Below are 21,298 nucleotides of genomic sequence, written 5' to 3'. Positions count from 1 at the left end.
GTTACGGAACAACAATCAGCGGGCCGCTTGCTGCACCCGTCGCTCGCCACTGCGGAACATACATGGACTCCACCATAGGAACAGGCACCTGGTAAGTTCCTGGCGTGACCGCGCGAGCCAGGTAGACCAGCGTGACAGGCTGCCCATCGTTTACCGGCACTGCGGCAACAAAGCGATCGTCACGGAATTCCATATGCTGGATATCGGCCTGCTGCATCTGGCTCAGCAGGTTCTGCACTTCGCTGCCGCTGTCCTGCAGGCTGGCACTGCTGCTCGCTAGATTTTGGTTTTCCAGTTCAAGACCTGCCGGAAGCAAATCTACGACCAGCGCATCGGGCACGTTCTGATTGGCTTTCACCTCAAGCCAGACCAGCACCAGTTCACCGCTCCTCAACGAAGAGAGTGATTTAGTGCTGCCGTCCGTCGCCAGAATATGGCGCTCGATTTGCAGTACGTTCGAAGACGGTTGCGGGGCATATTCAGGGTATCCCGTACTGTCCAGACGAACCCACAGCGGTGACGTGCCGCTGTTGGTCACCTGCAACGTTCCCAACTGGTCGCCGCTAATGTTTTGCACCTGCGCACTATCACCGCTCAGCGCTTGTTCTGAGAGGTTGGTCGTTGCCTGCCAGGCACCAGAGAGTGTCTGCAAGGAGCGCCCCGCAAGGAACAACGCGTTGCTTTCCTGTGTAGAGAGCCAGCGCTGGCTGAATGCCTGCTCAGAAAGGGTGTTGAGCAGTACGTTCTGCGCGTTCGGCAACAGCTTGTACTCTTCCAGCAGGGAGAGCATCAGCGCATTATCACGAAGCTGGCTGCCATAATCCGCCATCCAGTTTCTGGAATCATTGCGCGGAGTTTTCAGCGCCAGATCCAGCGCCTGCTGGCTACGCGGCGCATCGCCCATCACTTTCAATGCCATACCCAACTGCATCAGGGGCAGGCCGGAACCGGTTTGAGCACGGCGATCCCAGATTTCGCGCAGCGCGCCAAGCGGCGCTTTTTGCTGACGAGCCAGCACCAGCGCAGCATAGGCCTGCACAGCAAATTTGCTGGCCTGAGAATCATCGCTGTAGCGGATAGACATCATGCCGGGATCTTGCAGGTAGCGCAGCAGACGATTATTGGCATTGTTCACCGCATCCGTCGGTACGCTGTAGCCTTGTTCACCCGCCCTCACCAGGAAATCGGTGACATACGCGGTTAGCCAGTACTCTTCCGGGCCGTTTTTATCCCAGAGCGCAAAGCCACCGTCGTCGCGTTGCATTTGCAGCAATCGGGAGATCCCGATATCAATTGCCGCACGACGTTTATCGTCCGAATCACCTTTAATTCCCAGCGCAGCGAGCTGAGCCGCATTGGTATAGAGCGATGGGAACAGGCCACTGGTGGTTTGTTCCAGACAACCGTAAGGATAAGCCTGCAATTCACGGATATAACGCGCCAGGTTCAGCGGCGGTTTACCGCTAAGCAATAGCTGGCCTTGCAATGTTGCCGGAGAAAAGCCGCTGATGTGTTGCGCAGGGGCGGTCCAGCTTTCGCCAGGATTGAGCATCGCCCCGGTATTGACAGTCTGAGCCGGGAAGGCCGGACGCACGCCGATTTTCCAGCTTTTCTGCTGCGGCGCAAAGGTTTCACCCGGCAGCGTCAGGCCCGTCACCAGGGCGGTAATTTCGCCGTCACCATAACCATCCAACGCTCTTACCGGGATAAACTGCGTTGAACGCGCCCCTGGCTGCAGAATAACCTGCTGCGGTTGCGCGCCTTCCAGAGCCAGCTTGCCTGATGTACTCAACGCAATATTCAGCGTCTGTGGCTGGTCGGTCAGGTTGGTCAGATCCAGCGTGAGTCTGGTGGTATCACCGCTGGCAAGGAAGCGTGGCGTGTTCAATTCAGTAATGACAGGCGCTGCGACAATAACTTTGTTCTCGCTACTGCCAAAATCATCGTCCGTCCAGGCCTGAGCCATCAGACGCAGTTCACCGTTGAACTCACCAATCGGAAGAGAAATAGTGCCCTCTCCGTTGGCATCAAGTGCCACTGGCTGAGCCTGCTGAGCGATAATAGTGACATGATTGACCGGCGGTTTGCCGCCGCGCTTCAGTTCGTCACCATCGCCACCAAAACGCAGCGCGGCCATACGCCCCTGCCCTTCGATGACCTGGCCGTAAATATCATAGATATCCGCGCCATAACGCTTCTGACCAAAGAAAGCCTGCCACGGGTCCGGCGTGACGTAATCGGTAATATTCAGAACCCCGCTGTCCACGGCGGAGAGCAGCACGTTTACCTTCTGCGGTACGGCACCGTCTTTGACGCTGGCCTTGACCTTCACCGACAGCGTTTGATTCGGGCGTATTTTCTGCGGATTCTCCAGCGCGATATTCAGGCGACGGTTTTCATCGACCATCGGCAGATGCAGCAGACCTACCGCACGTTTTGGCGTGGCAGATTTGGACTTATCGCCAGGACGAACTACCAGGGTGCTCAGATAGAGATCGTGGCGCTTCCAGGCTTTATCGACAGGTATGGACAGATCGAGTCCATTTGCCGGTACGTCGATCTCTTTCCACCATAGCGGGCCTTCGCTGGACTCAATCATTGCGTAGCCTTTGCCCGCAGCGGGTGCAGCAACGTGTAATTTGATGGTATCACCTGGCTGATAAGCAGGTTTATCCAGCTTCAACGTCACGCGATCGGGACGCGCAGCGCCGGTGCCATCGCTGTTATCCTGCCAGCTATAACCGGCCCAAAAACGAATGCTACTGACCATATTATCTGGCGCTTTGACTTCCAGGCGATAAGAACCCCATTCAACCGGAAACGTCACTTTGCCCGTTTCATCGGCCTTTAAGGCAATCTCTTGTTCGCCTTCAACCAGATCTTTTTGGTCAAACTGCGACATCCAGCCGTCACCTTCAGACCAGTTCCAGTAGTAGTCGCGACGTTCACGAACCAGTCGCACCTGCAAACCTGATACTGCTTTTTTGGTTCCGCTGGCATCGGCATAGACGATATCAAAGCTTGCATTGCCGTTTTCATCAACAATCGGCTGATTCACGGTAGTGTCGGTGCGGTAGTCGTAGACTGCTTTGCTGGCAAACTGCGGGCGAATACCCGGCAAGGCGTCGGCAGGCCAGATAGCCTGCTCCACGCGGCGAGTCACCGGGCGTCCACCTGATTCAAGAAGACTGGCCTGAAGAATGAGCTGAAGCGGGGAGTGTGCCTCTTTCCATTGGCTCTCGGTAGAGACCTGCCCCCTGCCCTGATCGTTCAGCGTGAGCTGTACTTCATCCAGGCTGCGGCTGAGATTCTCCTCAGCGATATCGCCAAACTGGAAGCCAGGCAAAGCACTGACGGCCTCGCGTAATGGTCGCAGGAACAGCTGACCTTGCAAGCTATTGCCATTGGCAGGTGCGCCATACAGGTAGTAACCCACTACGTCGAAATTCACAACATCCTGCACAGATACAGGTGTTTTTTGCCCTGTCAGATTCAGCGCCATACGTTCTGGCATAAAATCTTCGACGTGGAAATCCCACATCCGCAACTGGTTGTCACCGGTATTGGCGCGAACGTGCCACATTCCCGTTTGCGCTCCGCTGTCCAGGGAATAGTTGAAGCGATACAGGCCGTTTTCAGGCTGGCTGACGACGGTACGCGCCACTTGCCCATCGGGGCGCAGCACTTCTAGTTTTACGGGCTGGTCTGGCAACGTTTTGCCGTCGCTATCGCGCAGCAGTCCGTTGAGGATAACGGTTTCGCCCGGGCGATAAAGATCGCGCGGACCAAACATAAAGAACTGTTTGCTGTAGCCCGGTGCTCCGGCGATATCAAACTCCGCCAAATCAAGCGCCGGAAGTTTGAGATCCAGCAGCGTAGTCTGGCCATCTTTTCGCGCCAGAATTAACGCCGCTTCTTTGTCGGTTTCGAGCTTTGCATGACCATCAGCGTCGCTCGTGCCTTGCGCCAGCGTCTGCCCTTTATCATTCAACAGCGCGACCTCAATGCCGGACTGCGCGGCACCGTTTTCGAGGCTTTGGGTGAAGATATCCAGACGGTTGTGATAGCGATGCGCGGAAAGGCCAATATTGCTCAGGGTGAACAACGTAGCTGCATTACTGTAATTGTAATGCCCAGCCTGATTCATGACTGCAATATAAACGCCAGACTGCTGGAGCGGTTTGATATCCGCCAGCGGTAGCAATAATTTTTCGCGCGTGTTGCGCGCCGGGTTGAGATCAAACCGACCGGTGTACACCAGCTCCGCCATCTTCAACAGGTTGTCAGATTCCCAGTTGCTCAACGAATTGCGGTATTCCCACTGGCTGACAAAGGCGGCCAGCGATTCTGGCTTAACGCGGTAGAAATTGACGTCCACGTTGTTCACGTTTAACGCCATCACCGGTAAACCTTCGACGACTTTCCCAGGCAGAAGCGAGCCCCGGCTGGCAAAACCTACGGTAGGTTCAATATCGCGAGTGGTCAGGGCCTTTTCGTAATCAATGCCAAAAGTGGCTTTATTCAAAGCCAGCAGATCGCGTTCTACGGTGACGACCAGATTACGATTCGGCTCCAGGTGTCGCAGGCGTAACTCTTTTAGATTGGGAGAGAGTTCCCACGCGCCGTCCACTTTACCGCTCTTTTTATCCACGACGTGGACGGTACGGGCGAAATCCTGCTCGGGATTCAGGGGGATAGAAAAAGTGAGAACCAGCGTTGAAGCACCATCGAGCTGGACTTCTGAAGCATCAAGCAACGTCAGCGTTTTACCCTGGCTCTGGGCTGTCAGTTTTGCCAGTTTTTCCTGGTCGGGTTTATCCGCCGTTGGCCTGGCCGCTGTGCTAGATGCTGCGGGAGCGGCAGCAGCCTGCGGTTTATCGTCGCTGTTATCGCAGCCAACGAGCGTAAATGTAGTCAATAGCGCGAGCGAAAGCGCAGCTAAACGAAACGGTTTCATCCTTTATCCCTGGCCCGTGGAGCCTGTTGATCGTCATCCGGATAAGTATTATCCGCAAGTTTCATTTTTTCCAAAGCTCAATTTGCCGATCAAAAATCCAAATTAGGATTCTGGAAAACACCTCGCATCTTCGTGCAACACCCTGAAACGTGAGTGATACCTCGATCACAGAGTCGAAGGTTACATGTTACCTTTGGAGTCATTTGTTTTTAAAACAACAAGATAGCTGGATGCCTTGTCGTGTCACCTGCTAGGTTTAAGCCTGAGACGCACTCTGAGTGCGCGGTTCAATAAGAGAGATAGCCATGAAACGAGCCGTGAACGCCCTACAAAATTTCGGAAAATCATTATACGGACCGGTACTTATCTTACCGATTGTTGGTCTGTTCATTGCCTTTGGTAACGTGTTAGGTAACGGCAACCTTGCTGAGTACCTGCCGTTTCTTGGCCATCCCTTCATTCAAGGTGTCGGTCAACTGATTGCCAAATCAGCCGTCTCGGTGCTGGTCAATTTGGCGCTGGTGTTTGCCGTAGGGATCCCCATTGGCCTGGCATCACGTGATAAAGGATACGCGGCGCTGATTGGCCTTGTCACCTTTGTAGTATTTATCAACGCCATGAACGTGACGCTCCAGCTTCAGGGGCAGCTTGCTCCCGCGGATCAGATGAAGGCCGCCGGACAAAGCATGGTGTTGGGCGTACAGGTGCTGGAGATGGGCGTATTCGCCGGGATCCTGACGGGGGCGCTGTCTGGATATCTGTACAACAAATATTCCAGCGTACAGTTTAACGGCGCGATGGCGATCTATTCCGGCCACTGTTTTGTCGCCATTATTATGCTGCCCGTTTCTATGCTACTTGGTGTGGTAATGAGCGAACTGTGGCCATTTGCCCAGCACGGGATCAGCGCGATGGCGCTGGCGATCAAAGGCTCTGGTCCCTTTGGTGTGGCGATTTACGGGTTCCTCGAACGCATCCTGGTCCCAACGGGCCTGCATCATCTGGTCTATACCCCGTTCCTTTATACCGAACTGGGCGGCACGCAAGAGGTGTGTGGCACGGTGTATCAGGGTGCGCGCAATATTTACTTCGCCGAGATGGCTTGCCCCCAGGTGAAGCAACTCAGCAGCACGGTAGTGTGGGATGCGCGTGGTATCAGCAAAATGTTTGGCCTACCCGCCGCCGCGCTGGCGATGTACATGACGGCAAAACCGGAGCGCAAAGCCATCGCCAAAGCGATTCTGATTCCAGCGGCGCTGACGTCATTGCTTGTGGGCGTCACCGAGCCGATTGAGTTTTCCTTCCTGTTCGTTGCCCCGCTGCTGTTCGTCGTTCACGCAGTGCTGACCGGCATCGGCATGATGCTGTTTTACCTGTTCGGCGTTCATGCTATCGGCGCGAACGGCATTATTGATTTCATCCTCTACAACCTGCCGCTGGGCACTGAAAAATCCAACTGGCCGATGTACATCGTGGTCGGGCTGATCATGTTCGCGCTCTATTTCATCGTCTTCCGCTTCCTGATCCTGCGCTTCAACGTGAAGACGCCAGGACGTGAAGATGAGGATCAGGAAACCCGTCTGTACAGCAAACAAGAGTACCAGGCGAAAGGCAATAATGACGGGCTGGGAGAATCCATCGTGGTGGGCCTCGGCGGGCGAGACAACATTGAAGTGGTGGATAACTGCTACACCCGATTGCGCGTCACGGTGAAGGATGTCGACATCATTGATGAGCCACGGCTTAAGGCAACCGGCGCGAAAGGCATTATCAAACAAGGTAACAACGTTCAGGTGGTCTACGGGCTGCACGTCAAAAAAATGCGAGAAGCCGTTGAGACGTTTCTCTGAAGGAGATAAACATGTTTACACCCCCATTTATTCTGTCCATTGCCGGTGGTGGTAGCACCTACACGCCAGGTATTGTGAAAAGCCTGATGGTGCAGTTGCAGGATTTCCCGCTGGCGGAAATTCGCCTTTACGACATTGATGCCGCTCGTCAGAACACCATTGCGCCGGTGGTTGAGAAAGTCATTCGCGACCACAGCCAGAGCATTAAATTTACCGTGACCGACGACCCCGAAGTGGCGTTTAGCGGCGCACATTTCGTCTTCGCCCAGATGCGCGTCGGCCAGTACAAAATGCGCGAACAAGACGAAAAAATCCCGTTGCGTCACGGCGTAGTCGGCCAGGAAACCTGTGGCCCGGGTGGGCTGGCTTACGGACTACGCACCATTCTGCCGATGGTTGAACTGATCGACCTGGTCGAGCGTTTCGCCCACGAGAAGGCCTGGATTGTGAACTATTCCAATCCGGCGGCGATAGTGGCAGAAGGTGTTCGCCGCCTGCGCCCGAACGCCCGCGTGCTGAATATCTGCGACATGCCGGTGGCGGCGATGCGTAACATGGGTGCGATTCTTGGCGTGGATCGTCACAAGCTCGAAGTGGACTATTTTGGCCTGAACCACTTCGGCTGGTTTACCCGCGTACTGGTAGACGGCGAGGATAAACTGCCCGAACTGCGTCGACACATCGCCCAATATGGCCTGTTGACCGAAGACGCCGCCAAAACCGACCCGCAGCATTCCGATCCGTCGTGGGTGAAAACCTGGCGCAATATTAAGCCGATTATGGATAACTTCCCGGAATATCTGCCGAATCCGTATTTGCAGTATTACCTGATGCCCAACCAGATCGTTGAGCATCAGAACCCGGATTACACTCGCGCCAACGAAGTGATGAACGGACGCGAGAAAAAGCTATTCGCAGCAGCCGAAGAGTACAAGCGCACCGGGATCCTGTCTGACGCCTTCCACGTGGGCGTTCACGGTGAGTTTATTGTCGACGTGGCGCGTTCGCTGGCATTCAATCTGCGACAGCGCCATCTGGTGATGGTGGAAAACCGCGGGGCGATTACTAACCTGCCGTACGACGCGGTCGTGGAAGTACCCGCTTATATCACCTCTGAAGGACCAGAACCGATTCGCGTGGGCAAGGTGCCGCTGTTCCATCAGACGCTGCTCCAGCAGCAGTTAGCCTCTGAGCAACTGCTGGTAGAAGCCACCATCGAAGGAAGTTACGAAAAGGCTTTGCAGGCTTTTACTCTTAATCGCACGGTGCCGACCATGGAACACGCGAAAGCGATTTTGGATGAGATGATCGAGGCCAACCGCGAATATTGGCCAGCGCTGCAAAAAGCCTGGCAGGACGGCGAAGCGGTGAAAAAATAAGGGGTTGCTCGCGAGTTGAACGTGGTTTGCTTGTCGGTGTCAGAAAAAACACCGACAATCCATTCAATGAAAAATGAAACGGAGGCAACCCATGTCCACCTCATATTTTGTCGCGACAGACTGGCTGATTGAGCATAGCGACGACCCTGAAGTACAAATTATTGATGCGCGAATGGCCCCTCCCGGGCAAGAGCATCGTGACCTTCGTGCGGAATACCGCGCCGGACATCTGCCGGGCGCGGTATTTTTTGATATTGAAGCCCTGTCCGATCATGCTTCTCCCCTGCCCCATATGATGCCGCGCGCGGAAGCTTTTTCAGTGGCGATGCGCGAGCTAGGCGTGAGCCGCGATAAACATCTGGTGGTTTACGATGAGGGCAATCTCTTCTCTGCGCCGCGCGCGTGGTGGATGCTGAAAACCTTTGGTGTCGATAAAGTCTCTATTCTGGCTGGTGGGCTCGCAGGCTGGCAACGCGATGAACTGCCGCTACAGCAGGGCGAAGTGACGTTTCCGGAAGGCGAATTTGACGCTGAACTCGATGCCACCGTCATCAAACGCCTGACCGACATGCTGCTGGTCAGCCATGAAAAGACCGCGCAAATCGTCGATGCCCGTCCCGCGCCACGTTTCAATGCCCTGGCAGACGAACCTCGTCCTGGCCTCAAGCGTGGCCATATCCCCGGCGCGCACAACGTGCCTTGGGGCGACCTGGTGTTTGAGGGGGAGCTAAAAACTGTCGACGAGCTACAGTCCATCTTTGAGCGTCAGGGCGTAGATTTAAATCAGCCTATTATTGCCAGCTGCGGTTCGGGCGTGACGGCATGCGTTGTCATCCTGGCGCTGGCAACGCTCGGCGTGACCAACGTATCGTTATACGACGGCGCATGGAGCGAATGGGGCGCGCGGGACGATCTGCCGGTTGAACCCGCTCAATAATGGATAACCGTCTGGCAACGCTACTCACGCGCGGGGAATCACTGACCCGCGCGGAATATCGCGTACTGGCACATCTGACAGAACACCCGTTACTGGTGGGCAATATCACGGTACGCGAACTGGCGCAGGCCACGTTTGTCTCGACCGCTACCATTATGCGGCTGTGTCAGAAACTCGGATTTAGCGGTTTCAGTGAGTTTATCTGGCACTGTAAACAGCTGCTTTCTGATACGCCTCACATCGCTGCACAGTCTCAGGATGTGAACCCGCTACCTGCTCTATTTAACCAGTTCATCGCCAACTTTCAGCAAACCTTTCAATGGGTGACGGAAGAAAAGCGTCGTCAGTTCTCCACCCTGCTACGGGAAAAAGAGAGCTTTTTTCTCTATGGAGCCGGATTTTCCTATTTGTTCGCCGAATACCTGACGAAGAAATTACAGGTCCTGGGCAAGACGGCATTTATCTCCGGGCCGGGCGATAGCCGGAATATTTTTCTCAGCAATGCTGCGCGCTATCAGGTATTTATCGCCGTCTCTCGGAGCGGTGAAACGGAACAGGTACTGGATAAGGCGCGGATCGCGAAAAACGTCGGGATGACGGTGGTGGCGTTTACGCGCGCTTCGGCCAACGCGCTGGCTGGCATGGCAGATCTTCATTTTGCGCTGTATGACGAAGCGGTGCATTACGACGCTGAAGCCGCCGGGGTGACATCGTTTGAATCGAACCTGGTTTTGCTGATGGATTTAATGCTGCTGGAAGCAACGGGGTGACATTCACCCCGATGGCCTTAAATGATGCGGTTGGTTTTGAGATCGCGCAGGAACCCGCCCCAACGGCGCTCGTAGAACGGCGTGATGTGTTCGGTAATAAAGTGGCTGATGCCCTTTTCACCTTTCACGACGCGGCAGATATCAATCGGCTCATCGCCCGGTAACGTATCGGTGGCGACGCTTCCCGCCGCCTGAATAATCTCGTCAATTTCGCCGTCCGCTTCAATACCAATCAGCAAAATCGGCTGTTCGTCGGCGCTCTCCTTGATGGAGCACAGGAACGCGCGCTTAACCGGCTTGATGGTTTTGAACAGCGTGGTCAGCGAATCAATCATCTGCGCTGGTGGCTCTGCAACTTCTGACAGCAGCAGCGTTTCACCGCCTTCCAGCACTTCTTGCGTACTGAGCGGGTTGCCCTCTTCGCCAATCAGATGGCTGATTTCGCGCGGGGTGAACTCTTTCCCCGTCGGCAGTTTGGCATTGAGGAACAGGGTTTCGCCCAGCGTCATCTCAAACAGCGTACGCACGGGCATCACCACAAAGGCCTGCTCGTCTTCAATGGCTTTCTGCAATGTTTCCAGCGAGGTAAAAAACGGGATCACAGAGGTGCCGTCGTCTTTTTCCCAGTGCAGCAAATCCAGCGCGCTGTCTTCAACAACCTGCTCTCCTTCTGCCGCGGTGCCAGGCACCCATACGGTAGATTCCAGCAGCGTGCGGAAAAAGGCCGGACGATGAGCAGGCTCAGTCGCTGCCTGCTCCAGCAGGGTTTCTAATTCGTTTTTGGTATCGGACATAATCATTCCAGATAGTGCATTCTCCCCTCACCCCTAACCCTCACCTCTGGGGAGAGGGCTGGGGTGAGGGGGATGTAGTTATTCTGCGGTCAAAAGGTTCGCAATGGTGCGCACACCCAAACCGGTCGCGCCTGCGGACCACTGCTCAACGCCCGCTTTGCGATAGGTTGCAGAACAGTCGATGTGCAACCAACCTTCGTGGTAGTTTTCAACGAAGTGGGACAAGAAACCTGCCGCAGTGCTTGCACCTGCCGGATACGCCGCACTCGCGGTGTTGTTCAGTTCGGCAAAGTTAGACGGCAACTGGCTACGGTGGAACTCGGCCAGCGGCAGACGCCAGAACGGTTCGTTTTCTGCGGCAGCGCTCGCCATCAGACGACCTGCCAGCTTATCGTCAAAGGTGAACAGCGCGTGATAATCGTTGCCCAATGCGGTTTTCGCCGCGCCGGTCAGGGTTGCCATATCAATAATCAGTTCTGGTTTCTGCGCACAAGCGTCGATCAGGCCATCGGCCAGCACCAGACGGCCTTCGGCGTCGGTATTCATCACTTCAACGTTTTTGCCGTTACGGTAGCGAATGATGTCGCCCAGCTTAAAGGCGTTACCGCTTACCATGTTGTCCGCACAGCACAGATACAGCTTCACACGCTTGTTCAGACCACGGTTAATGGCGAACGCCAGCGCACCGGTAATGGTCGCCGCGCCGCCCATGTCGGACTTCATGGAGTCCATAAAGGCGCTCTGCTTCAGGCTGTAGCCGCCAGTGTCAAAGGTAATGCCTTTACCGACCAGACACGCATACACAGGCGCTTCTTTATCGCCAGTCGGGTTGTAATCCAGCGCCAGCAGCACCGGTGGACGCTCGGAGCCGCGACCCACGGTGTAAAGACCCATATAGTTCTGCTCGCGCAGATCTTCACCTTTGGTGATGCGATAGGACATTTTGTCACCAGCCGCACCACACAGCAGATCGACAGCACGTTGCGCCAGCTGCTCAGGACCGAGCTCTTCTGCCGGGGCATTAATGGTGTCACGCACCCAGTCGATAATTTTCAGACGGCTTTCCAGCTCTTTCTGACCCGCGTCGTCGAGGTTTGCCCACTCAACTTTACGGGTGCCTTTCGGCCCTTTAAAACCCGCCCAGAATGCCCAGCTATGGTCGGTGTCCCAGCCAACGCCCTCCAGAGACACATGCTTAATACCCAGGCCGTCAATTTTACGCGCGACGCGCTGAATCAAACCCAAATCATCATTGCCGTTCAGGTGCACAGAGATGCCGTCGTTGTTAATGCTGTAGGTGGCTTTTTCGCCCCAGCGTGCATCAGCAGGCTGCGTAGAGAGCGTAATTTTCATCGCTTCGGTCATTTTATTTATCCTTATTAGCAACTAGCAAACGGGCCGCCTCAAGGCAGCCCGTTTCATTTTCTATTCTGCTTCATCTAACCAGACTAACAGAATCGCCTCCAGAATTTTTTCACTGGATGCGCTGGGATCGTCGTCAAAATCTTCCAGATCGCAAATCCACTGATGCATATCGGTGAATCGTACGGTCTTCGGATCGAGATCCGGATTGGCATCGTACAGCGCCTCGCCGATTTCACGGCTATCGGTCCACTTCAGTCCCATACTAACCTCTATTAATGCTCGCGCGCATGGTTGATAGTGTAACGAGGGAATTCGACCACCAGGTCTTCATCGGTGACGCGCGCCTGACAGCTTAAACGGCTGTCAGGTTCCAGACCCCATGCCTTATCCAGCATGTCATCTTCGTCTTCCGTGCTTTCCGCGAGGGAGTCAAAACCTTCACGAACGACACAGTGGCAGGTGGTGCAGGCACAGGATTTTTCACAGGCGTGTTCTACCTCGATACCGTTACGCAGGGCAACATCGAGAATAGTCTCGCCGGTCTCAGCTTCCAGAACTACGCCATCCGGACACAGGTCCGCATGAGGCAGAAAAACAATCTTTGGCATATTAAACCTCGTCCACGGACTGGCCTTTCAGCGCCACGCGGACAGATTTGTCCATGCGGCGAGCGGCGAAGTCCTGGGTTTCTTTATCAACGTTTTTAATGGCTTGTTCTATTGCGTCAGCGTCATTGCTTTCGGCAACTACACGTAAGTGAGCGGTTGCTTCATCAATCACCTGACGCTCTGCGGCGCTGAGCAGCGCGGCATCAGCAGTGAGCGCACCTTCCAGACTTTCCAGCACGCGAGCGGCTTCAACTTTTTGTTCAGCCAGCATACGCGCCTTTACGTCTTGTTCGGCGTAGCTCATTGAATCCTGAATCATGGAGGCGATTTCGCTATCGGTCAGACCGTAGGACGGTTTCACCTGAATAGACGATTCGACACCGGTCGATTTTTCCATCGCCGTGACGCTCAGCAGGCCGTCAGCATCGACCTGGAAGGTGACACGAATATGCGCCCCGCCCGCCGGCAGCGCCGGAATTCCGCGCAGCGCAAAGCGCGCAAGGGAGCGGCAATCCTGCACCAGCTCGCGCTCGCCCTGCATCACGTGGATGGACATTGCGGTCTGGCCGTCTTTGAAGGTCGTGAACTCCTGCGCACGCGCCACCGGAATAGTGGTGTTACGCGGGATAACTTTCTCGACCAGGCCGCCCATGGTTTCTAAACCAAGGGAAAGTGGAATGACGTCAAGCAACAGCATTTCGCTGTCCGGCTTGTTGCCCACCAGAATGTCGGCCTGAATGGCTGCACCTACGGCGACCACTTTATCCGGGTCGATTGCGGTCAGCGGCGTGCGGCCAAAGAACTCACCCACACGCTCACGCACCTGTGGGACACGGGTAGATCCGCCGACCATCACCACTTCCAGCACCTCGCTGGCTTCCACACCGGCATCTTTCAATGCGCGACGACAGGCCAACAGAGTGCGTTTAACCAGTGATGCAATCAGTTCATTGAACTGGTCGCGAGTGATTTCCCCGCTCCAGCCTGCCACGTTGACGGTGACGGTCTGTGCGTCGCTCAAGGCGATTTTGGCCGCGATGGCCGCATCCAGCAGTTCGCGCTGTACGCGAACGTCGCTGCGATCGGGGATTCCCGCCTGCTCGCGAATGAAATCCGCCAGCAGATGGTCAAAGTCGTCGCCGCCCAACGCAGAATCGCCGCCGGTCGCCAGCACTTCAAACACGCCGCGGCTCAAGCGCAGAATAGAGATATCAAAGGTGCCGCCGCCCAGATCGTACACGGCAATGACGCCTTCCTGACCGGAGTCCAGGCCGTAGGCAATCGCCGCAGCCGTGGGTTCATTCAGCAGACGCAGCACATGCAGACCAGCCAGACGCGCGGCGTCTTTGGTGCCCTGTCGCTGTGCATCGTCGAAATAGGCCGGAACGGTGATGACAACGCCGTCCAGTTCGCCTTCAAGCGTGGCGGTAGCTCGCGCCGCCAGCGCTTTGAGGATATCGGCAGAAACGCGAATGGGATTCAGCAGCCCTGCATCGGTGGCAATCATCGGCAGACCATTAACACTGGCCTGTAGCTGATACGGCAGATGCGGGTAACGTTGCTGAATGTCAGCCAGAGAGCGGCCCATCATGCGTTTAATAGAGCTGATGGTGTTGGCAGGATCTTTCGCCGCGTTAGTACGCGCGTCATAACCCACCGTGTGGCCCTGCTGCTGGTAGTGGACCACGGATGGCAGCAGATGACGCCCTTCGGCGTCTGCCAGCGTTTCCGCCTGGCCGCTACGAACGGTCGCCACGAGAGAATTGGTGGTGCCTAAGTCAATGCCAACCGCCAGACGACGCTGGTGAGGTGCGTCGCTTAAGCCAGGCTCACTAATTTGTAATAAGGCCATAATCGCTTCCGAAATTAAAAATCGAGCAGTTTTTCTTCGAGTTGTTCAGCGCTGCTTCGTAGTTTATCGAGAAAACGGAGCTTGCGTACAGTATCCGCCGCCACGTCCCACGTCTCGTTATTCAATTGTTCAACCATCTGTTGATGGCGGGAATCGAACATCCCTTTTACCCGTTTGATAAAACTCTCCAGCCGCGCTTCGTCTTTTGCCTGGTCGATTTCATCAAGCTCTTCACGCAGATCCAGCTGTTCCATCAGGAACGCGGTGTCGCGAACGGTGTGTTGTTCGCTTGCAAGGTCAAAACCGTGCAGCGAGAGCAAATATTCCGCGCGAGAGAGTGGATTGCGTAGGGTTTGCCACGCCTGATTGATCGTGGCCGACTGAGAAACTGCCGCCAGCTGTTCCGCTGGGGTGCCGCTCGCGAACTTATCAGGATGGAATTGACGTTGCAGATCCTGGAAACGCACCGTCAGCGCGGGGATATCAATCGGGTACTGGGCAGGTAACCCGAAGAGGGTGAAATAATCCATAACAATCTCAGGGTTAGCCAATTAAAACAAACCCCACCGCAGGAGTACTACGCGTGGGGTTCTTAGGGTACAGCGCGACTATACGTGGAAGCTTTCGCCGCAACCACACTCATCTTTGACGTTCGGGTTGGTGAATTTAAACCCTTCGTTCAGGCCTTCTTTAACGAAGTCCAGCTGAGTGCCATCGAGGAATTGCAGGCTCTTGCCATCGATCACTACCTTCACACCTTTGTCTTCAAACACGGTATCATCGGTCGCCGGTTCGTCCACAAACTCCAGTACATAAGCCATACCGGAACAGCCGGAGGTACGCACGCCCAGTCGCAGGCCATAGCCTTTACCACGGTTCTCCAGGAAGGAGCTTACTCGCGCGGCAGCGCTGTCGCTAAGGGTAATCGACATACTCAAACCTCAATTATTTTGCTTCACGTTTGCTTTTGTAGTCCGCAATAGCGGCTTTAATCGCGTCTTCTGCCAGAATAGAGCAGTGAATTTTCACCGGTGGCAGTTCGAGTTCGTCAGCAATATCGGTATTTTTAATTGCCTGTGCTTCGTCCAGAGACTTGCCTTTAACCCACTCTGTCACGAGGGAGCTGGAGGCGATTGCAGAACCGCAACCATAGGTCTTGAAACGCGCGTCTTCAATGATACCTTCATTGTTGACTTTGATCTGCAACTTCATCACGTCGCCACACGCTGGTGCGCCAACCATGCCGCTGCCAACGCTCTCGTCGCTGTTGTCGAAAGAGCCAACGTTGCGTGGGTTCTCGTAATGATCAATAACTTTTTCGCTGTATGCCATGATTGAATCTCCTTACCTACCGATTAGTGATGTGACCATTCGATGCTGTTGATATCCACGCCCTGTTTGAACATTTCCCACAGTGGAGAAAGATCACGCAGACGGCCAATGGAGTTACGAACCAGCTTGATGGTGTAGTCAATCTCTTCTTCGGTAGTGAAGCGACCTAAAGAGAAACGGATAGAACTGTGTGCCAGCTCGTCGGTCATACCCAGCGCGCGCAGCACGTAGGATGGCTCGAGGCTTGCAGAAGTACAGGCAGAACCGGAAGAAACGGCAAGGTCTTTCAGCGCCATAATCAGCGATTCGCCTTCAACATAGTTGAAGCTGACGTTGAGAATGTTTGGTACGCCCTGCTCGAGGTCGCCGTTCAGATACACTTCTTCCATATCTTTCACGCCGTCCCACAGACGGTTACGCAGAGTGCGCAGACGCGCCATCTCGGATTCCATCTCTTCTTTCGCAATACGGTAGGCTTCGCCCATGCCGACGATCTGATGAACAGGCAGAGTACCAGAACGCATGCCGCGCTCGTGACCGCCGCCGTGCATCTGTGCTTCGATGCGGATACGGGGTTTACGACGAACGTACAGCGCGCCGATACCTTTCGGGCCATAGATCTTGTGGCCGGTGAAGGACATCAGGTCAACTTTCAGCTGGCTCAGGTCGATAGGCAGTTTGCCCACGCTCTGGGTGGCGTCAACGTGATAGATGATGCCGCGTGCACGGCACATTTCGCCGATAGTCGCGATATCTTGAACCACGCCAATTTCGTTGTTCACGTGCATGATGGAGACCAGAATAGTGTCATCACGCATCGCCGCTTCGAGCTCTTTCAGGTCGATGATACCGTTGCTTTTCGGGGCGAGATAGGTGACTTCAAACCCTTCACGCTCCAGCTGACGACAGGTATCCAGCACGGCTTTGTGTTCGGTTTTGCTGGTGATGATGTGCTTGCCTTTTTTCTGATAGAAATTGGCCGCACCTTTAATCGCCAGGTTATCGGATTCGGTCGCACCGGAGGTGAAAACAATTTCACGCGGATCGGCACCAACCAGCTCGGCAATCTGATTACGGGCGATATCAACCGCCTCTTCAGCATGCCAGCCAAAACGGTGTGAACGGGAAGCTGGGTTACCAAAGTTTCCGTCCAGGGTCAGACACTGCATCATTTTCTCGGCAACACGCGGGTCCACCGGCGTGGTTGCGGAGTAATCGAGATAGATCGGTAATTTCATTGCTCTATAAACTCCGTACATTGCTTCAATGCAAGGAACCAGGCTACCGGCTGGATGTACGACCGAGTAGACGGGGCGCAGACGCCCCGGCCTGATTCTAAAATTCTTATCGTTTTATTACGCGCGTAACTTAACGTCGATTGCGTCTTGCGCGCGGGTGCTGCGTTGTGTTTCATGGCTCTGCTGACGGCCCGACACATCCAGAACTTCCTGGTTATTCACCAGTTCACCCAGGGTGATGTTGTTCAGGAAGCCGGTCAGACGGTCGCTCAGATCGCGCCACAGCGCGTGGGTCAGGCATTTATCGCCGCCCTGACAACCGCCTTTACCCTGGCAACGGGTCGCGTCGACAGATTCGTCAACCGCGCTAATCACTTCGCCAACGGCAATACTGCCCGCATCTTTACCCAGCAAGTATCCGCCGCCTGGGCCACGAACGCTGGAAACCAATCCGTTTTTACGTAATCTGGAGAACAGCTGTTCCAGATAGGACAGGGAAATACCCTGACGTTCAGAAATATCTGCCAACGGAACCGGGCCCGTTTCGGAGTTGAGCGCAACGTCCAGCATCGCGGTCACGGCATAACGCCCTTTAGATGTCAGTCTCATGTCTTACTTAACCTCAAACTCGCCCCTGCCCGGGGTTTTTTATTGTAAAATGGGGGTATTGCATAGCAGGAGCAAGTCTGACATTCCCGACTAAAATGGTCAACTATTTACTTGACTGTTTTAGTCAGGTATTTAACCTTCCGTGCCGTTTATTGGTCTTTGTTCTTCTGCTCAACAATAGAAGCCAGCATCCCGCGCAGGATGTTCAGTTCCTGCGTTTCCGGGCGGGCGCGGGTAAACAAACGGCGCAGCTTATTCATGACCTGACCCGGATGTGACGCGCGGATAAAACCGGTGGTCAGCAGCGTTTGCTCCAGATGACCGTAGAAACGCTCCAGATCGTCCACCAGCGGATACGGCGTATCTTCTGCTCCGGTGACAGGCTCTTTTTCCTGCGTGGCCAGCCAGGCCATACGCACTTCATAAGCAATAACCTGTACCGCCATCGCCAGATTCAGCGAGCTGTATTCCGGGTTCGCAGCAATAGCCACGTGATAGTGACATTTTTGCAATTCGTCATTGGTCAGACCGACGCGCTCACGACCAAACACCAACGCGACCGGCGCGTGTTCGGCTTCTTGCGTGCTTTTGAGGCCACATTCGCGCGGATCGAGCATCGGCCACGGTAGCGTACGCGAGCGAGCGCTAGTGCCGACCACCAGGCTACAACCGGCCAGCGCTTCGTCAAGGGTATCGACGATGTGGGCGTTGCCAATGACGTCACTGGCACCCGCTGCCAGCGCGATCGCCTGGGAGTCTGGCTTCACCAGTGGATTGACCAGCCAAAGATTGGTTAACCCCATGGTTTTCATGGCACGGGCCACAGAGCCCATATTGCCGGTATGCGATGTTTCGACCAGTACGATTCGGATATTTTGCAGCATAATTTTAGTTTTCTGAGTTCAGTGTCTGAAGAATATTCGGGCATATTATCATAAAGAAGAGACATGATCAGAACTCGCTGCTATACTCTGCGCCGTTTTAGCTTCCCTGTTCTTTAACATCCAGTGAGAGTAACCGATGCAACATCCTATGTTGACCATCGCCGTGCGCGCAGCGCGCAAGGCGGGTAATGTAATTGCCAAACACTACGAAACTCCAGATTCTGTAGAAACCAGCCAGAAAGGCAGCAATGACTTTGTGACTAACGTCGATAAAGCCGCAGAAGCGATTATTATCGAAACCATTCGCAAATCTTACCCGCAGCACACCATTATTGCCGAAGAAAGCGGTGAGAATGAAGGCGAAGATCAGGATGTTCAATGGATTATCGATCCGCTGGATGGCACCACCAACTTCGTCAAACGTCTTCCCCATTTCTCCGTTTCTATTGCAGTGCGCATCAAAGGCCGTACTGAAGTTGCTGTAGTTTACGATCCAATGCGTAACGAATTGTTCACCGCGACCCGTGGTCAGGGCGCACAGCTGAACGGTTATCGTCTGCGCGGCACCAACGCTCGCGATCTGGATGGCACTATTCTGGCAACGGGCTTCCCGTTCAAAGCCAAACAGCACGCGACCACCTATATGAAAATCCTTGGCAAGCTGTTCACTGAATGTGCGGATTTCCGTCGTTCTGGTTCTGCTGCGCTGGATCTGGCCTACGTTGCCGCTGGCCGCGTTGACGGTTACTTCGAAATTGCGCTTAAGCCATGGGATTTTGCCGCGGGCGATCTGATTGCTCGTGAAGCTGGCGCACTGGTGTGCGATTTCACCGGCGGTCATAACTACCTGACGAGCGGTAACATCGTTGCGGGTAACCCACGCGTAGTGAAATCTATGCTGGCGAGCATGCGTGATGAACTGAGTGATGCGCTGAAGCGTTAATTCGGTTTTGCCTGGTGGCGATACGCTTACCGGGCCTACGAGATATTATTGTAGGCCGGATAAGCGTAGCGCCATCCGGCGATGTCAAAACGGTCTCAACCCTCTTCCGACCAGCACCGCACTCATCCACATCGTGACCGAAGCCACCAGCAGTATCACCCCTCCTGCCAATGCCAGCGTCGTCCAGCCAACCTGTCGCCACAGCACCGGTGCTTTATTCCCACTCAGTTTGACCGCTAATTGGCGAAAGCTATGAACCAGTAACGCCAGAGACGTAATCGTCAACGACGTTCCCGCCGCCATCGCCAGCGCAGACATCACGCCCCAGTTAAATACCCCAATCACCTTACTGAACAGCAGTACCATGATCGCCCCGGAACAGGGACGCAGTCCCATCGATAAAATAATCATCAGTCGCGCACGCCAGTCGTCACCGCTCTGGAGCTGCTCCTGCGTAGGCAGATGTTGATGCCCACAGCCGCAGTGGGCATCGTGAACGTGGTGCGGCGTAAACGCCTTAAATTTCGGTTTCTGCATTAATGCGCGTAGTTTTTTGAGCGCTCGCCAGCACAGCATGATCCCCAGCACCCCCACCAGCGCGTAACTGCCCTTCTCCAGCCAGAAACTGCTCAGATGCAGCTGACGGGCAGGTAATTGCAGCAACGTCAGGACCACCACAACCAGCCCGATCGCCACGCAGCCCTGTAATAACGACGAGGCCAGCGTCAGGCCAATACTCGATTTCAGTTTCGAAGGATGGGTCGCAAGCCAGGTCGTTATAACGATCTTTCCATGCCCCGGACCGAGAGCATGCAGTACGCCGTACAGGAAGCTAAAGATCAGCAGCGAGCCCCCCGCTTTGGTCGGATTCTCGGCAACGGCTTTCAGCAAGCCGCTCATCTGCTGATTCACCTCTCGCTGCCAGATGATGCTTTTCATCATCACCTGCGGCCACGCCTGCCATAGCCACAGCGCGCCAAACGCCGCCAGGATCAGGAACAGCGCCAGCGGCCATAGATGTAGCCAGCGCGGTTTTTTCTTCAGTGGCGGTGAGATTACTGACATTGCAACGTCACCTGTTGTGCAAACTGTTTACCCAATTCCATGTCCTCCGGCGGGGCGTCTTCTTTATCAAGTGCTATCGCAAAATTCAGCGTTTCTTCGCTGGGATTCGGGGTGTGGACCGCCAGCTTGCAGCGTTGTTGCAGCGCGGCGGGCAGCGTGACGTCGCTGTCTTCGGTATAACTCATATCGACGTAGTAAGTGGGGTCAAAGGTGGAGAACGTGTATTTTTGTCCGGCTAACGGCTGCGGTTGAGCCAGGGGCAATATAAAGGTCAGCACCGCCTGATGACCGTCGCGCGCCATTGCGTAAGTCGTCGGTCGATTGAGAAACTTAACCTTCTGCCCGTTATGCCAGAACTCGGTAAAGTAATGCTGACCTAGCACGTTCGCCATTACCTCTGCCGCCAGTTTTTTCCAGATTTCATCGCCCGGTTTCGCGTTACCCGCATCGTAGAGCAGGTCCGCAGAGGTGATTTCATCCATCGTCCAGCGCATTTTCAGGCCAGTAAGCTGCATATCATCAGCCACCAGTTCCGTTTTCAGGCTGATAAAACTATGAGGATGCGCGGCAGCGGTGAAAGATAAAACCGCAAAAAATAACGCACTGGCGCTGTGTTTAACTATTTGCATCGTTTCCTCACGTCATAAATTCTGTGATGTTCTCCCGCATTCCTGAAGGAAAGAGCCACCGGCGCGCTTTCTTGCGTTCATCCTTT

Annotated in this window: 19 protein-coding genes; 5 read left to right on the top strand and 14 right to left on the bottom strand. The window is 54.8% G+C overall.

The window, feature by feature from the left end; translation table 11 throughout:
* Position 1 precedes the first annotated feature (1 nt).
* Positions 2-4,957 carry an alpha-2-macroglobulin family protein gene (locus tag AC6EMZ_RS06125; protein ID WP_498401543.1) on the bottom strand — a complete coding sequence of 1,652 codons (4,956 nt, stop codon included), beginning with the start codon at positions 4,955-4,957 and terminating at the stop codon, positions 2-4.
* Positions 4,958-5,262: 305 nt separating this feature from the next.
* Between AC6EMZ_RS06125 and AC6EMZ_RS06120 the strand changes: the two genes are divergently transcribed.
* From AC6EMZ_RS06120 to AC6EMZ_RS06105, 4 genes are all read left to right on the top strand, one after another.
* Complete coding sequence (locus tag AC6EMZ_RS06120; RefSeq protein ID WP_498401541.1) at positions 5,263-6,807, top strand: PTS transporter subunit EIIC; 1,545 nt, start codon at positions 5,263-5,265, stop codon at positions 6,805-6,807.
* Positions 6,808-6,818: 11 nt separating this feature from the next.
* Entirely contained in the window at positions 6,819-8,186 is a 1,368-nt protein-coding gene (locus AC6EMZ_RS06115; RefSeq protein WP_498401540.1) for a 6-phospho-alpha-glucosidase, read from the top strand.
* 91 nt (positions 8,187-8,277) lie between these two features.
* The gene (gene sseA, locus AC6EMZ_RS06110; protein WP_498401539.1) at positions 8,278-9,123 is read left to right on the top strand and encodes a 3-mercaptopyruvate sulfurtransferase; all 846 of its coding nucleotides are present in this window, start codon (positions 8,278-8,280) and stop codon (positions 9,121-9,123) included.
* Positions 9,123-9,893, top strand: a complete 771-nt coding sequence (locus AC6EMZ_RS06105) for a MurR/RpiR family transcriptional regulator (protein WP_498401538.1) — start codon at positions 9,123-9,125, stop codon at positions 9,891-9,893. Before sseA ends, AC6EMZ_RS06105 begins: the two co-directional genes overlap by 1 nt.
* Positions 9,894-9,910: 17 nt before the next feature.
* Here AC6EMZ_RS06105 and sseB read toward each other — a convergent pair whose 3' ends face one another.
* The 11 genes from sseB to trmJ all read right to left on the bottom strand — a co-directional run bounded on the left by sseB (position 9,911) and on the right by trmJ (position 18,575).
* Complete coding sequence (gene sseB / locus AC6EMZ_RS06100; protein ID WP_498401537.1) at positions 9,911-10,687, bottom strand: enhanced serine sensitivity protein SseB; 777 nt, start codon at positions 10,685-10,687, stop codon at positions 9,911-9,913.
* Between the two features lie 78 nt (positions 10,688-10,765).
* Positions 10,766-12,052, bottom strand: coding sequence for an aminopeptidase PepB (gene pepB, locus AC6EMZ_RS06095; protein WP_498401536.1), 1,287 nt, complete (start codon positions 12,050-12,052; stop codon positions 10,766-10,768).
* 60 nt (positions 12,053-12,112) lie between these two features.
* On the bottom strand, positions 12,113-12,313 hold the full coding sequence (iscX, locus tag AC6EMZ_RS06090; RefSeq protein ID WP_015960017.1) for a Fe-S cluster assembly protein IscX: 201 nt from the start codon (positions 12,311-12,313) through the stop codon (positions 12,113-12,115).
* An 11-nt stretch (positions 12,314-12,324) separates the two neighbouring features.
* Positions 12,325-12,660 carry an ISC system 2Fe-2S type ferredoxin gene (gene fdx, locus AC6EMZ_RS06085; RefSeq protein WP_015960018.1) on the bottom strand — a complete coding sequence of 112 codons (336 nt, stop codon included), beginning with the start codon at positions 12,658-12,660 and terminating at the stop codon, positions 12,325-12,327.
* A 1-nt stretch (position 12,661) separates the two neighbouring features.
* The gene (gene hscA / locus AC6EMZ_RS06080; RefSeq protein WP_498401535.1) at positions 12,662-14,512 is read right to left on the bottom strand and encodes a Fe-S protein assembly chaperone HscA; all 1,851 of its coding nucleotides are present in this window, start codon (positions 14,510-14,512) and stop codon (positions 12,662-12,664) included.
* 14 nt (positions 14,513-14,526) lie between these two features.
* Positions 14,527-15,042, bottom strand: coding sequence for a co-chaperone HscB (hscB, locus tag AC6EMZ_RS06075; protein WP_498401534.1), 516 nt, complete (start codon positions 15,040-15,042; stop codon positions 14,527-14,529).
* A 78-nt stretch (positions 15,043-15,120) separates the two neighbouring features.
* The gene (gene iscA / locus AC6EMZ_RS06070) at positions 15,121-15,444 is read right to left on the bottom strand and encodes an iron-sulfur cluster assembly protein IscA (RefSeq protein WP_015960021.1); all 324 of its coding nucleotides are present in this window, start codon (positions 15,442-15,444) and stop codon (positions 15,121-15,123) included.
* A gap of 13 nt (positions 15,445-15,457) precedes the next feature.
* Positions 15,458-15,844: a Fe-S cluster assembly scaffold IscU gene (iscU, locus tag AC6EMZ_RS06065; RefSeq protein WP_005120408.1), complete on the bottom strand. Its 387-nt coding sequence runs from the start codon at positions 15,842-15,844 to the stop codon at positions 15,458-15,460.
* A gap of 23 nt (positions 15,845-15,867) precedes the next feature.
* The gene (locus tag AC6EMZ_RS06060; RefSeq protein ID WP_498401533.1) at positions 15,868-17,082 is read right to left on the bottom strand and encodes an IscS subfamily cysteine desulfurase; all 1,215 of its coding nucleotides are present in this window, start codon (positions 17,080-17,082) and stop codon (positions 15,868-15,870) included.
* A gap of 117 nt (positions 17,083-17,199) precedes the next feature.
* Positions 17,200-17,691, bottom strand: a complete 492-nt coding sequence (gene iscR / locus AC6EMZ_RS06055; protein WP_059179455.1) for a Fe-S cluster assembly transcriptional regulator IscR — start codon at positions 17,689-17,691, stop codon at positions 17,200-17,202.
* A gap of 149 nt (positions 17,692-17,840) precedes the next feature.
* Positions 17,841-18,575 (bottom strand): tRNA (cytosine(32)/uridine(32)-2'-O)-methyltransferase TrmJ, encoded by a 735-nt coding sequence (gene trmJ, locus AC6EMZ_RS06050; RefSeq protein WP_498401532.1) that lies wholly within the window; start codon positions 18,573-18,575, stop codon positions 17,841-17,843.
* A gap of 136 nt (positions 18,576-18,711) precedes the next feature.
* Between trmJ and suhB the strand changes: the two genes are divergently transcribed.
* Positions 18,712-19,518, top strand: a complete 807-nt coding sequence (suhB, locus tag AC6EMZ_RS06045) for an inositol-1-monophosphatase (protein ID WP_498401531.1) — start codon at positions 18,712-18,714, stop codon at positions 19,516-19,518.
* Positions 19,519-19,602: 84 nt separating this feature from the next.
* On the opposite strand, the gene AC6EMZ_RS06040 is transcribed toward suhB, so the two are convergent.
* The gene (locus AC6EMZ_RS06040) at positions 19,603-20,583 is read right to left on the bottom strand and encodes a nickel/cobalt transporter (protein WP_498401530.1); all 981 of its coding nucleotides are present in this window, start codon (positions 20,581-20,583) and stop codon (positions 19,603-19,605) included.
* Positions 20,574-21,212, bottom strand: a complete 639-nt coding sequence (locus AC6EMZ_RS06035; RefSeq protein WP_498401529.1) for a DUF1007 family protein — start codon at positions 21,210-21,212, stop codon at positions 20,574-20,576. Before AC6EMZ_RS06035 ends, AC6EMZ_RS06040 begins: the two co-directional genes overlap by 10 nt.
* Positions 21,213-21,298: the final 86 nt, after the last annotated feature.

Source organism: Enterobacter sp. SCRI0065, assembly GCF_059766475.1.
Note: the sequence above shows the minus strand (reverse complement) of the source record. Positions and strands in the feature narration are given on the sequence as shown.